We start from the raw sequence: 13,373 nt of genomic DNA on the forward strand, positions 1-13,373 counted from the left end.
TCACGGCCCCTGGAAGCCGCCGGCGCGCAGGGTCACGACCAGCGTATCGCGGTAACCCGGTCCATCCCGCGGTTGGATGGGGGTGCTCTCATGGATCACGCGCTCATCATCCAGCAGCAGCGCCGACCAGGGTTCGGTCAGCGTGAAGCGGATGCCATGGCTGCCGTGCGCCTCGAACACACGCGTCTCGCCCCCCTTGATCCCCGAACGGGCCACCAACACCACCGCAACGAGATCGACGCCGTCGCGATGCGCCCCTTCGGGGGTGGGGCGGCCGATGCCATCGGTCGTGTCGATGCGGAATTGATGCACCTCCACGTACCAGGGCTGCTCGCCTTTGAGCCGACTGGCGCAGCGGCCCAAGGCGTGCATCAGATGAACGAACGCCGGCGCCTGCAGCAGACGATCCGACACCGGCTCGAACCAACGCTCCATGCCTCCGTGCAAGGCGTTGTATTCCACGGGCTGCCAATGAGCCCGGTGCGGCACCACCCGATGCTGCCCTTCCTCGAGCACCAGGCTGGCATGTCGGCGGCGGCGATAACGGCCCCCGTCGCGCAAGTAGGCATCCAGCGGCAGGTCCTCCCACAAGGGGGACAGCTCGCCAAAACTGCCCGAGGCCACACCGCTGAAAGCGGCCAGGCCGGCAGCATCGAGCACGGCAAACCCCCGCTCCCGCAGGGCGTCATCCACCAAGGTGGGTGGGGTCACAGGTGCAGGCAACAACATACGATCGGGCAACAGTCGGACAGGCTCCAGACTGTAGCGCCGCCACAGCCATCCTGCAGACGCTAACGCGGCTCAGCGAACGGCGACGAAGGCGTCACGCGCCCGCCGGCCCTGCTCAGGGTGGTCGGTGAAAAATCCATCGACCCCTTGCGCCAGCAAGGCGTGAACCCATCCGGCCATGTCTCCCAGGGCGTGCGGATCGCCTCCGACATCGAAGTCATCGGGCAGGAACGCATTCTCGGCGCGCACGGTCCAAGCATGCACCCGCAACCCTGCCGCATGGGCATTGCGCACGAGCGGGGTCGGCTCGCCCAAGCGACCCGCAAGCTGCGGAAAAATCAACGAGGTCTGCACCCCGATGCCCTGGGCATAGGTGGCCACGTCGGTCAGCCCGGCCGGCTGAGCGAGTTCACGATAGCCGCGGGCATCGCCGCTGAGGCTGAAGTCGTAGGGTCGCCCACGCGCTGCCAGCAGCTGCACCAGCGGCGCGCCCGTCATTCGGCGCAAGCGTCGCAGGGACTCCACCTCGAAGGACTGGATGAACACCGGCGCATCCTCGGCACCATAGCCGTATCGGTCCAACAACGCGACCAAAGGCTCCTCCAGCGGCAGGCCGATGTGGCGAAAGTAGCTCGGGTGCTTGGTTTCGGGATAGACCCCCACGGGCCGGTCGATCGCAGGCCGGTCGATTGCAGGCCGGTTCGATGCGCGGGCCTCATCACGCGCCTGCGATCGTCGCCGCGCATTGACCTGGTCGATCAGATGCAGCACCTCCTCGAAGGTGGGAACCTCGAACTGGTCGTCCCAACGTGTGTTGGCCGCACGCAACTGGGGCATGCGCTCGCGGGCCCGCAAGGTCTTGAGTTCGGCCAGTGTGAAGTCTTCGGTGAACCATCCGGTCTGGCGCCGGCCATCGATGGTCTTGGTCGTGCAGCGATCGGCGAACCGCGCCCGCTCGGCCACGTCGGTGGTGGCCTCGCGCACCTTGCCATCGGCATCGAGGAGGGCCAGCGCATTCTCGTGACGTGCCACCAACACGCCGTCTCGGGTGCTCACCAGGTCGACTTCGATGTGATCGGCCCCCTGCTCGATCGCCAGCGCATAAGCTGCCAGCGTGTGCTCAGGCCGCTGACCGCTGGCCCCACGATGGGCGATCACCAGCGGCCGAGCCTGCGACACGGACGGCCCCGCCTCCGAGCGCTCGTCCCGAGCCCGCCCCGGCACCGGCCACGGCCCAATCGCAGCGCCGAGCAGGCCCGCCCACCTCAGCCAGCGGCGCCGCTCCAAGCACGGGGGCGGGTTCAGTCGCGCATCAACCGCCATGTCAGAAACGTGCTCAGGCCCGCATTGACCAAACCCAAAGCCCCGACGAGCCCCCGCCCCAGCGACGTCAGCGGCAGGGCCTGTAGCGCCCACACACATAGCGAGGACAACACCCCGAAGATCAGCATCAGCCAAAACATCGGATGCCTGGGCTGGAACCACCGTGAAAGCTTCATGCAGTCAATGATGCAGCAAACGCGCACGATCGGCGCAAGTGGTGTATAGTGCGCAGCAGGTACACGCCAGACCGTCGGTCTTTGAGGTCTTCCCCGTCTTGCCAGGGCTCACCTGCGCAAGTCTCGTTCGAATCCCCGGGTTCCGTCTCTAGAGTGTTTCCTGCAGGTGCTTCGTGCACGCTGTGCATGCCTGCTTTTTTTCATGTCATTTTCAAAGGAACGCTCCATGAGCACCCAAACCGGCACCGTCAAATGGTTCAACGAAAGCAAGGGCTACGGCTTCATCGCCCAGGACAACGGCGGCGCCGATCTGTTCGCCCATTTCCGTGACATCCAAGGCACGGGCTTCAAGACCCTGCAGGAAAACCAGCGCGTCGAATTCGAGGTCAAACAAGGTCAAAAAGGCCTGCAGGCTGCCAATATCCGCCCGCTGTAACGCCCCCTCGGGCTTTGCCCCGGACGAGAAAACCGCAGCAGCCGCTGCGGTTTTTTTTTCGTCTGTTCCGCCCGCATCGGCCCCCTTGCAAGGCCTTGCTTGACCGCAGTGGCAGGGCTGGTCTCACAATCGCGCATGACCCGCTACACACAGCTTCCGACACGGCCCTTGCGTATCGGTATCTCGGCGCGCCTGCTCTACCAGGTGCCGCCGGAGTTGGGCTTTCGCAACAAGACCTTGCAGTATCTGGAGCAATCGCTGGCCCACTGGATCATGGAGCATGGTGCCATGGCCTTCATGGTGCCGGCAGTGGCCGAAGACAGCCGCCGAGCCGCCCGTCACTTGTCGGTCGATGAATACGTGGCCGAGCTCGACGGCCTGGTGCTGCAAGGCGGCGCCGATGTCGCCCCCCAAACCTACGGTCAAGAGCCGATCGACCCGCGCTGGAGCGGCGATCCGGTGCGAGACCGGTATGAACTCGCGCTGCTGCGCTCCTTTCTCGACCAAGGCAAACCCGTCATCGGCGTGTGCCGCGGCTGCCAACTGCTCAATGTGGCTTTCGGCGGCACCCTGTACCAGGACCTGCAGACGCAATGCCCCAATACCCACCGTCATGTCGATGCCGAGTTGTATGACCAGTTCGAGCACGACATCACCTTCTTGCAAGGCTCGCAGCTCGCCCAGCTCTACCCAAACGCCACCCAACTGCGCGTCACCAGCATCCACCACCAGGCCGTGGCGCAACTGGGCAAGCAAGTGGTGGTGGAAGCCGTGTCCTCACTGGATGGCGTGGTCGAGGCCATCCGCTGGACCGGCGACGGCTACGCGCGCGGCCTGCAGTGGCACCCTGAGTTCCATCATGGCCGCAACAATCTGATCGACAGCGCCCCGATCATGCTCGACTTCTTGCAAGCGGCTGCCGAGACCGCCATGCGCAAACTCGACGATCCGGCCTGCCCCGACCGCCGACCGCCGCGCGCCCCACTGCGGCTACGCGCCGATCGGCAGGCTGCCACGACGGCCCCGTCGTCTGCGTCGCCTAAGTGACGGCGCGCGACCGCGGGCCGTGGTGTCATTGCTGAGTGGGCCGGCCAACACCGGCTGCGACATGCTCAAAAAGGAACGACCATGACTGCGACCCTCAACCACCAGATTCGCCTGGCCTCACGCCCCGTGGGGCTGCCCACGGATGCCAACTGGCAGTTCACCGAAGAACCCGTCGCCCAGCCAGGTCCCGGCGGCGTGCTCATCAAGACGCTCTATCTCTCGCTGGACCCGGCCATGCGCGGCTGGATGAACGAGGGCAAGTCCTACATCCCGCCGGTGGGCCTTGGGGAGGTGATGCGCGCCGGTGGCGTGGGCCGGGTGATCGCGTCGAACAACCCTGCGTTTGCGGTGGGGGATGCCGTCAGTGGCAGCCTGGGCGTGCAGGAGTATTGCCTGATCCCGGAGTCGGAGATCCGCCGCAGTGGCCTGAGCCGCATCGACTTGCGCCTCGGCAGCTGGACCCAATGGCTCAACGTCCTGGGCATGCCAGGCATGACGGGCTACTTTGGGCTCATGGACATTGGCCAGCCCAAGCCGGGCGACACCCTGGTCGTCTCCGGCGCGGCCGGTGCCGTCGGCCAGACCGTGGGGCAACTCGCCAAGATCAAGGGCTGCCGGGTGGTGGGCATCGCCGGCGGGCCGGCCAAGTGCGAATGGGTGGTGCGCGAACTGGGTTTCGACGCCTGCATCGACTACAAGAACAGTGATGTGCGCGCCGGGCTGAAAGAACATTGTCCCCAGGGAGTGGACATCTATTTCGACAACGTGGGCGGGGACATCCTCGATACCGTGCTCACCCGCATCAACCGCAAAGCTCGCATCGTCATCTGCGGGGCCATCAGCCAGTACAACAACACCACGCCGGTGGCCGGCCCGAAGAACTATCTGTCGTTGTTGGTCAACCGCGCCCGCATGGAAGGCATGGTCGTGTTCGACTATGCCGACCGCTATCCCCAGGCCATCGCCGAGCTGGCCGGCTATCTGCGTGAAGGGCGCATGCATTCCCGAGAAGACGTGGTCCGCGGACTGGAGCACTTTCCGCGCGCGCTGCTCAAGCTGTTCAACGGCGAGAATTTCGGCAAGCTCGTCTTGCAGGTGGCCGACGATACGGCCTGAGGGCAGCCCACACCGTCGGTCGGCATGGGCGCCCCAGCTCAGGGCTTCGGTGAGACGGTCAGCAAGTTGTCCACGCTGCGCACGCCCGGCACCGCAGCAGCCAACTGGGTGGCGCGATCGCGCGCCTCGGGGCTGGGTGCGGTGCCGCTCAGCCTCACGCGCCCGGCCTTCGTGTCCACATCGATGGTCAAGGCACTGAGCTGCGGATCTCGGGCCAGCGCCGCGCTGACCTGGGCCGAGAGGGCCGCATCGTCGAAGGCTTCGGCCGCGCGCTCGACCCGATCACCCACGGCCTGGCCGGCGCGCTCCAAGCCCTGACGGGCTTGCTCGCCCAGTTCACGCACCGAGGACTCGGCCTGGGCGATGGCCGCATCGGCCTGCGATCGCTGGGCCTGTTCCTGCTGCTCCTGGCCGCAGCCGGCCAACGTCAGCACCGCAATGACGGGTGCGACCCACACGGTGGTTTTGTTCATGGCGCTTGTCCTTTCGAGTCCTCTGTGCCGCACGAGGCGGCGGATGCCGCCAGATCATCCAGACCCGGCGCTCGAACCGATCGAATCGATGCGGTTGAGACGAACTCTAGGCAGACCGCGGCAGCGCCACTGTCGGCGCACGCCCGAACGACGCTGTCGGCCCGCACCGACAACGGTAACGATTGGGAACGAATGCATCCATGTCCAGACGTTTTTGCCCCCTGATCGATCGTCCGCAGACGAGGAGTGCCCCGTTCTGACAGAATCGAACGATCGTTCGATAATGCTCATTTCTTCACGACGCACAGGTGCCCATGGACGCCCCGACCCCCTTGTCCCGAGTGTTGGCGCAGCGCCGACGTGACGGCGATGCCGTCGTCTTGCCGGTGCTGCCGGACTGGCTGCAAGGCCGCACGGCCTTTGGCGGCCTCATCGCCGTCTATGGCGTGGTCGCCATGCGAGACATCGCCCCCAGCGCGTGGCCGCTGCGCGCCTTGCAGACCAATTTCGTCGCGCCGGTGAATGCCGGCGAAGTCCGAGTCACCGTGGAGCTGCTGCGCACGGGGCGGCATGTCCGGCAGGTGCAAGCGCGGGTATGGCAGGGTGAACAGGTCGCTGCCGTGCTGCTGGGGGTGTTTGGCGCCGGACGGCCGACACAGCTGCCAGCCTTGGACCCGCGCCGCCCCGACGTGGCGCGGCAGCCCGACGAGCTGCCGGCGCGGCCCTATGTGCCGGGCCTGGCTCCCGCATTCACCCAACACCTGGACTTCCGATGGGCCGAAGGCGGCTGGCCGATGTCGGGAACCGACACATGGTCGTCGCGCATCCACCTGCGGTTGCACGAGGCCCGGGACGTCGACGCCGAACTGCTGTCGGTCCTGCTGGCCGATGCCCCGCCCACGCCAGCGATCAGCCGCTTCAACGCGCCCGTTGCGGCCAGTTCGGTGTCGTGGTCACTGGAACTGCAACCCCATGCCCTGCCCGATGCCACCTCGGCGGCAAGTGGCTGGTGGCGCGTGGACAAGGACACACACGCAGGCGCTGAGGGCTACGTCAGCGAAAGCACCCACTTGTGGTCCCCCGATGGACGGCTGGCCGCGCTGGGCTATCAGGTGGTGGCGGTGTTTGGATGAGCCGATCCGCTGCGCGCCTTGCGCCGGCCGCAGGTGAGCGACGTGCGCAAGGCCCTACCGTCTGGCACGGCCGATCACGGCAGCCAGCGGATGTCGCACTGACGCCACTGGGCATCCGCGCCTCATGAGGCAGGCGCGGCACGCGCGCGCTCCTCCTCGCGCAGCCGCAGCACCCGCCGCTGCACCTTGCCGGTGGTGGTCATCGGCAGCGCATCGATGAACTCGATTTCCTTGGGATATTCATAAGGAGCCAGCCGGGCGCGCACGTGCTGCTGGAGCGACTCGACCAGCGCCGCATCCCCCACATGCCCCGGCGCCAGCACCACATAAGCCTTGACCACCGCACCGCGTTCGGGATCGGGCTTGGGCACCACTGCGGCATTGGCCACCGCCGGGTGCTTGACCAGGCAATTCTCGATTTCACTGGGCCCGATGCGATAGCCCGCGGCCTTGAAGACATCGTCGCTGCGCCCCTGATACCAGAGGTAGCCGTCCTCATCCATCACCGCGGTGTCGCCCGTGCGGCACCAGGAGTCGTTCGGATCGCCGGTGAACTTGGCGCGCGTGGCCTCCTCGTTCTTCCAGTAACCAAGGAAGAAGATGGGATCGAGCTGCCCGTGGACATCCCGACGGTGCACAGCCACCTCACCCGGCACGCCCGGCGGACACTCACGGCCTTCGTCATCGATCACCGCCACCCGATGGCCCGGATACGGCCGCCCCATGCTGCCCGGCTTGGCAGGCCACCCCGGATGAACCCGCCCCGCCGTGTCCAGGAACTCCCCGCAGTTGCCGACCACGTAGTTGATTTCGGTCTGACCGAACATCTCGTTGATCGTCACGCCCAACTGCTCTTGTCCATAGGCAAACACCGCATCCCCCACCGCCTCCCCCGCACTCATGATGGCGCGCAGCTTCAGCCGGTAGCACTTCCGCGGCTGCGGCACGGCCTTCATCATCGCCTTCAAGGCCGTGGGAAACAGAAACGTGTTGGTCACGCCGTGACGTTCCATCAACTCGAAGGCCTTCTCGGGACTGAAGCGGCCCTGATAGGCCACGATGGGCCGGCCGAAGTACAGCGTGGGCAACAGCGCATCCATCAAGCCGCCGGTCCAGGCCCAGTCGGCCGGCGACCAGAACACGTCGCCCTTGCGGGGAAACCAATTCTGGCTCGCCACGAAACCCGGCAGGTTGCCAATCAGCGCCCGATGCGGGATCAGCGCGCCCTTGGGCGGGCCCGTGGTGCCGCTGGTGTAGATCAGCACGGCCGGGTCGTCCGCTCGCGTGGCCCGCGCCACGTAAAGCACAGACTCGCGCGCCAAGGCAGACTCCCAGTCGAGGTCGCCCAGGCCACTGGCCTCCCCCACGGCGACCACGTGTCGCAGCGCTGGGCACTGGGCGCGCGCTTGGCGCAAATTGGCGATCGAGGTCTCATCGGCTATGGCCACCACCGCCTCGCTGTGCGCGAGTCGATAGGCCAAGGCTTCCGGCCCAAAGAGCATGGACAGCGGCATGGCCACCGCCCCCATCTGGTACACCGCCATGTGCGCGATCGCGGTCTCCAGTCGTTGCGGCATGACCAGCGCCACACGGTCGCCCGGCTGCACGCCCAGCCTCTCCAACGCATGCGACAGCCGGTTGGCTTGCCCATGGAGCTCGGCAAAATTCAGCGTCCTGCGCCGGCCGGCTTCATGCTCGTAGACGATCGCGGTGCGCTGCCCTGCCGCCTGTGCCCAGCGATGGCAACAAACCTCAGCGATGTTGAAGAACTCCGGCACCCGCCAGCCAAACGCAGCATGCAACGCCGTGTGAGCATCCCAAGCCATCCCCTGCTCCACCTCCTCCCGAATTGAAACTCGGGTGACCGATTCTGTGGGCAGAGTCCAGCGTGATGCAATGAGGAATGCCTCCCCCTTTGGCCGCAGGCCTCGCGCCACGGCGGCCGCCCCGCTCGGTGAATCGGTGACGGGACGACACAGACGACCGTGTAACAACCGGACAAGCACACGAGCTGGGCGCGCTAGGCATTCATGCGAGAATTCACCATCCGAGCAAACCCTCATGTGGACCTTGACCTGAGCTCTCATCGTCGATTTCGTCGTCGCGCATTCCCAGCCACGCCACGGCCCAGCCCGATTTGCGCGAGTCTGCCCCGTTGAGACGATGCCGCGCTGCGTCTGCGCGGACCCGCAGCACAGCCCAATGCAGCCTGCGCGGCATGTCGGTTCTCGTTGCTTTTCGACTCGATATGACCCCCAACCTGACCTACCGCCGAAAAAATCTCGTCATTTTGCGTGCTGGGGACGATTCACTCCATGATGGTTGGATCGCACAGCCCGAGCGAGATTTCGACCTCTTCATCAGCTATTACGGCACGACCCCGGGCCGGCACCAGGCCAGTGCGGACTACTATGAAACCCGCCGCGGACCCAAGTGGCCCTGTATCGGTGAACTGTTGGAACAAAACCCCGACCTCGTGAATCGCTATGACGCGTTTTGGTTTCCAGACGACGACATCGCTGCGACGACGGACACTCTCAACCGGATGTTCGCGCTTTTTCATGGATTCGGGCTGTCCTTGGCTCAACCCGCTTTGACGCGCGACTCCTACTACACGTGGGACACCTTGCTGCAACAACCCGACTACCTGTTGCGCTTCTGTCGGTTTGTGGAAGTGATGGTCCCGATCTTCGATCGGGCCGCGCTGAAGGCTTGCATGCACACCTTTTCCGAAAGCCGCTCGGGTTGGGGGCTGGACTGGGTATGGCCTGAGCTTTGTGGCAAGGGACGCCCCGACAGCATCGCGGTGATCGATGCCACGCCGGTGCGGCACACGCGGCCACTGGGCGGCAACCTCTATAAAAACAACCCAGACTTGGACCCGCGTGCAGACGAGCGCCGAATCCTCGAAAAATATCAGCTCACCGAACATCGGTACTTTAGCAAATATGCCTTCGCCGCAGGCGCGATCGCCAAGGTCCGTCTGCCGTGGCATCAGCGCTTTTGGTTGCAGCTCCGACGGCTGAATGCGAAGCGGCGCCTGCATCGCCAAACGAAAAAATGAGCGCGACGCCATCCACCAAGTGTCACGGTCGATGCGCTTAGTCAGATCAGACGGTCTTGATTCCCCACCCCCAGGAGTCCCGGAGCTTGAAACACCATGTTCTCATCGTTGGCGCCGGATTCGCCGGCGCCAGTGTCGCCCGCGTGCTGGCCGAAGCAGGCCATCGCTGCCATATCATCGACAAGCGTTCTCACATCGGTGGCAATGCCTATGACCACGTGGACGGGGCCGGCGTCCTGATCCATCCCTATGGCCCGCACATCTTTCACACCAACAGCAAGCGTGTGTTCGAGTTTCTCTCACGCTTCACCGATTGGCGTTTTTATGAACACCGAGTGTTGGCCCAAGTGAACGGAAAGCTGTATCCGATTCCGATCAATCGGACGACGCTCAACCAGCTGTATGGCCTGAACCTGACCGAAGAGCAGGCCAAAGAGTATTTGGAAAAGGTGCGTGAACCTCGCGACACCATTCGCACCAGTGAGGACGTGGTGCTCAACAGCGTGGGCAAAGACCTGTGCGAGAAGTTTTTCCGGGGCTACACCCGTAAACAGTGGGGACTGGACTTGTCCGAACTGTCTGCGGGCGTGGCGGCTCGGATCCCCACCCGCACGAATGACGACGACCGCTACTTCACCGACACCTATCAATTCATGCCCGCCCAGGGGTATGGCCAGATGTTCCGACGCATGTTGGATCATCCGTTGATCTCGATCGAACTGGAGACGGACTTCGCCCAGGTGCGGGATCGTTTCTCAGGCGCCCACGTGGTCTACACCGGCCCCATCGACGCCTATTTCAACCATTGCTATGGCAAGCTGCCTTACCGCAGCCTGCGCTTCGAGCATGAGCATTTGCCCGACGTGCCGCAGTTTCAAGCCGTGGGCACTGTCAATTACCCCAACGACCATGCCTACACTCGCATCACCGAGTTCAAACACCTGACCGGACAAACGCACACCGGCACATCGATCGTGCGGGAGTATCCTCAGGCCGAAGGGGATCCTTACTATCCGATCCCGCGCCCGGAGAACGAAGCTTTGTATAAAAAATACGCCGAGTTGGCCGACAAAGAAGAAACCGTGACGTTCATCGGCCGTCTGGCTCAGTACCGCTACTACAACATGGATCAGGTGGTGGCCGCTGCGCTGAAGGCCGCCGAGGATCTGCTTGCTCGTTGGAATCAGGAATGAGCCTCAAAGTCACCGCCAGACGTTTGCTGGAGTACATTCGTCCGCACAAGGCGGGTGTCATTCTCGGCATCATCTGCTTCTTCTCGTCAGCCGCCATCGAGCCGCTCGTGCCGGCATTGCTGAAGGTGTTGCTCGACAGCGGATTCAAAGCCGACATTGGCTTTCCCCTGTGGATGGTGCCACTGGTGGTGATCGGCCTGTTCGCCGTGCGTGGCGGGCTTGCGTTTTGTGGCACCTATCTCTTCAACTGGTCCACCTCACAAGCGGTGCTGAAGTTGCGCACCGACTTGCTGGCCGCGGTGATGCGAGCCGATGCCAGCCTGTACAGCCAGATGAGCCCCGGGGTGATGGCCACCCGGGTCATCAATGACCCCCAAAGCGCCACCCAATCGCTGGCCGGCGCATTGACCACGCTGCTGCGTGACGGCACGACGCTGGTGGCCTTGCTGGGCTATCTTTTTTACCTCAATTGGCAATTGACGCTGGTGTCGCTGCTGACGATGCCGGTGTTGGCCTATGTCGTCAAAACGGTCCAGCGCAGGGTGCTCCAAGTGGGGGGCCGCGCCTATGACACGCAGTTGAAGTTGGTCGGCATCGTGGACGACATCAGCCGCGCATGGCGCGTGGTGCGCACCTTCGATGCCGAGGAATTCGAACGCCGCCGCTTCAGCGAGGAAGCCACCCGCCTGCGCCGGTTGGTGCTGAAGAACGTCGCAGCGGCCTCGTCGATGACCCCGCTGACACAGGTGGTCGCCAGCACGGGAGTCGCGTTGATTTTGACGCTGGCACTGATCCAGGCCAACCGGGGTGAGGCGTCCGTCGGGGAGTTCGTGGCCTTCATCACGGCGCTTCTGATGACCATCTCTCCGATGCGTCATCTGACCGACGTGACCCAGCCGATCATCGGTGGATTGATCGGTGCACGCGCCTGTTTCGGTCTCATGGACACCCCTCCAGAACCCGATCCGGGGACGAAACTGATCGACACGAACACCTGCAAAGGGCATATCGAATTCCGCGACGTGAGCGTGCGCTACCCAGGCAGCGAGCAGTTGGCGTTGAACCGATTGAGCCTGGAGGTGCCTCCGGGGAAAACCGTGGCCTTGGTGGGCCCTTCCGGATCGGGCAAGTCCACCGTGATCAATGCGATGCTGGGCTTCGTGGCGCCTGCCGAAGGGCGGATCACCTTGGACGGCATCGATGTGCAAGACGTCCGCAAAGTGTCCTTGCGCCGCCAGTTTGCCGTGGTGTCGCAAGACATCGTGCTCTTCGACGGCCCGATCGCCGACAACGTGGCCTACGCCCAGCCGAAGGATCCCGCACGCATCGAAGCCGCTTTGCGGGCTGCCAATCTCTGGGACTTCGTTCAGGCGCAACCCGAAGGGCTCCAGGCCACGATTGGCACCAACGGCAGCAAGCTGTCCGGCGGACAGCGTCAACGTTTGGCCATTGCCCGAGCGCTGTACAAAAACGCCCGCATCTGGGTCTTCGACGAAGCCACTTCGGCGCTGGATACCGAGTCGGAACGCATCGTCCAGCAGTCCATCGAACAGTGGCACGGCGAAAAGACCTTGATCTTGATCGCCCACCGGCTCAGCACGGTGCGCAATGCAGACATCATTTATGTGTTGGCCGAGGGTCGGGTGCTCGAATCCGGACGGCATGATGACTTGATGCAGCGCAACGGGTTGTACGCCAGCATGGTGCGCGCCCAAGCTTTGGAGTGAGTGGGGTCATGGTCCCGGCCGATGGCAGCCATCCCTATGTCGTGCGCCGGCCATCGGAGTCGACCTTCCTCACCATCCGGGGCCTGCGCTATCACGTGCGCCGCTGGGGCTCGCCCGAGTGGGTGAGGCCAGAATCCCCGGCGCTGGTGATGCTGCATGGTTGGATGGACGTGGGAGCCTCCTTCCAGTTCGTGGTCGATGCGATGGTCTCGCCGCGCTACGTGCTCGCCCCCGACTGGCGTGGCTTCGGGCTCAGTCAGGCCGCTTCGTCCGACAGCTACTGGTTTGCCGACTACCTGGGCGATCTGGACGCCCTGCTCGACGAGCTGTTGCCCGGACAGCAGGTGGACCTGCTGGGCCACAGCATGGGGGGCAATGTGGCCATGCTCTATGCGGGGATTCGCCCGCAACGCATCCGCCGGCTCGTCAACCTCGAAGGCTTCGGCCTGCCCGCCAGCCAGCCCGACCACGCGCCCAAGCACTATGCCGCCTGGCTGGATGAGCTGAAGATGCCGCAGAGCTTGCACCCCTACCCCAGCCTGGAGGCCGTGGCCCAGCGCCTGCGTCGCAACAATCCATTGCTGCGCCCCGAATTGGCCGCCTGGCTGGCCCCGCACTGGGCGCGCCAGCGCGACGATGGTTGGTGGGAGATCCTCGCCGACCCGGCACACAAACGACGTCATGCGGTGCTCTACCGCAAGGAAGAAGCCTTGGCCTGCTGGGCCGCCATCACGGCGCCAGTGTTGTGGGTGGAAGGCGACCGCACCGACATGGCCCGCTGGTGGGGGCAGCGCTATTCGCGCGCCGAGTTCGAGGAGCGGCTCCAGGTGGTCAGGCAGCTGCAGCGCCGCGTGCTTTCGCCGGCCGGCCACATGCTGCATCACGACCAACCCGAGGCGCTGGCGGCCCATCTCGAGGCCTTCCTGCGCTGAGCCCATGCGAAAATGCTTCTTTTC

Annotated in this window: 13 protein-coding genes; 8 read left to right on the forward strand and 5 right to left on the reverse strand. The window is 64.6% G+C overall.

The annotated features are described in order from the left end of the window. From CTA01S_RS04110 to CTA01S_RS16380, 3 genes are all read right to left on the reverse strand, one after another. Positions 1–729 (reverse strand): 2OG-Fe dioxygenase family protein, encoded by a 729-nt coding sequence (locus CTA01S_RS04110; protein WP_062192479.1) that lies wholly within the window; start codon positions 727–729, stop codon positions 1–3. A gap of 72 nt (positions 730–801) precedes the next feature. Then, positions 802–1,908, reverse strand: coding sequence for a glycerophosphodiester phosphodiesterase (locus CTA01S_RS04115; protein ID WP_062192484.1), 1,107 nt, complete (start codon positions 1,906–1,908; stop codon positions 802–804). A 122-nt stretch (positions 1,909–2,030) separates the two neighbouring features. Continuing rightward, the gene (locus tag CTA01S_RS16380) at positions 2,031–2,228 is read right to left on the reverse strand and encodes a hypothetical protein (protein ID WP_083932354.1); all 198 of its coding nucleotides are present in this window, start codon (positions 2,226–2,228) and stop codon (positions 2,031–2,033) included. A gap of 226 nt (positions 2,229–2,454) precedes the next feature. Between CTA01S_RS16380 and cspE the strand changes: the two genes are divergently transcribed. From cspE to CTA01S_RS04130, 3 genes are all read left to right on the forward strand, one after another. Beyond that, positions 2,455–2,664 carry a transcription antiterminator/RNA stability regulator CspE gene (cspE, locus tag CTA01S_RS04120; RefSeq protein ID WP_019559194.1) on the forward strand — a complete coding sequence of 70 codons (210 nt, stop codon included), beginning with the start codon at positions 2,455–2,457 and terminating at the stop codon, positions 2,662–2,664. 135 nt (positions 2,665–2,799) lie between these two features. Then, the gene (locus tag CTA01S_RS04125) at positions 2,800–3,711 is read left to right on the forward strand and encodes a gamma-glutamyl-gamma-aminobutyrate hydrolase family protein (RefSeq protein ID WP_062192487.1); all 912 of its coding nucleotides are present in this window, start codon (positions 2,800–2,802) and stop codon (positions 3,709–3,711) included. Positions 3,712–3,792: 81 nt separating this feature from the next. Then, a complete protein-coding gene (locus tag CTA01S_RS04130) occupies positions 3,793–4,827 on the forward strand; it encodes an NADP-dependent oxidoreductase (protein WP_019559192.1) in 1,035 nt (344 codons plus the stop codon). 38 nt (positions 4,828–4,865) lie between these two features. On the opposite strand, the gene CTA01S_RS04135 is transcribed toward CTA01S_RS04130, so the two are convergent. After that, on the reverse strand, positions 4,866–5,300 hold the full coding sequence (locus tag CTA01S_RS04135) for a BON domain-containing protein (RefSeq protein ID WP_019559191.1): 435 nt from the start codon (positions 5,298–5,300) through the stop codon (positions 4,866–4,868). 314 nt (positions 5,301–5,614) lie between these two features. Here CTA01S_RS04135 and CTA01S_RS04140 point away from each other — a divergent pair, with 314 nt between their 5' ends. Next, positions 5,615–6,433 carry an acyl-CoA thioesterase gene (locus CTA01S_RS04140; protein ID WP_062192490.1) on the forward strand — a complete coding sequence of 273 codons (819 nt, stop codon included), beginning with the start codon at positions 5,615–5,617 and terminating at the stop codon, positions 6,431–6,433. A 122-nt stretch (positions 6,434–6,555) separates the two neighbouring features. On the opposite strand, the gene CTA01S_RS04145 is transcribed toward CTA01S_RS04140, so the two are convergent. Next, a complete protein-coding gene (locus CTA01S_RS04145; protein WP_062192494.1) occupies positions 6,556–8,259 on the reverse strand; it encodes an acetate--CoA ligase in 1,704 nt (567 codons plus the stop codon). Between the two features lie 392 nt (positions 8,260–8,651). Here CTA01S_RS04145 and CTA01S_RS04150 point away from each other — a divergent pair, with 392 nt between their 5' ends. The 4 genes from CTA01S_RS04150 (at position 8,652) to CTA01S_RS04165 (ending at position 13,349) form a co-directional block, all read left to right on the forward strand. Next, positions 8,652–9,497 carry a DUF707 domain-containing protein gene (locus CTA01S_RS04150; protein ID WP_157451289.1) on the forward strand — a complete coding sequence of 282 codons (846 nt, stop codon included), beginning with the start codon at positions 8,652–8,654 and terminating at the stop codon, positions 9,495–9,497. Positions 9,498–9,583: 86 nt separating this feature from the next. Further along, the gene (glf, locus tag CTA01S_RS04155; RefSeq protein ID WP_019559186.1) at positions 9,584–10,690 is read left to right on the forward strand and encodes a UDP-galactopyranose mutase; all 1,107 of its coding nucleotides are present in this window, start codon (positions 9,584–9,586) and stop codon (positions 10,688–10,690) included. Then, positions 10,687–12,417, forward strand: a complete 1,731-nt coding sequence (msbA, locus tag CTA01S_RS04160; RefSeq protein ID WP_019559185.1) for a lipid A export permease/ATP-binding protein MsbA — start codon at positions 10,687–10,689, stop codon at positions 12,415–12,417. Before glf ends, msbA begins: the two co-directional genes overlap by 4 nt. An 8-nt stretch (positions 12,418–12,425) precedes the next feature. Next, on the forward strand, positions 12,426–13,349 hold the full coding sequence (locus CTA01S_RS04165; protein ID WP_062192498.1) for an alpha/beta fold hydrolase: 924 nt from the start codon (positions 12,426–12,428) through the stop codon (positions 13,347–13,349). Positions 13,350–13,373 lie beyond the last annotated feature (24 nt).

This window comes from Caldimonas taiwanensis NBRC 104434, assembly GCF_001592165.1.
Lineage (GTDB): Bacteria > Pseudomonadota > Gammaproteobacteria > Burkholderiales > Burkholderiaceae_C > Caldimonas > Caldimonas manganoxidans.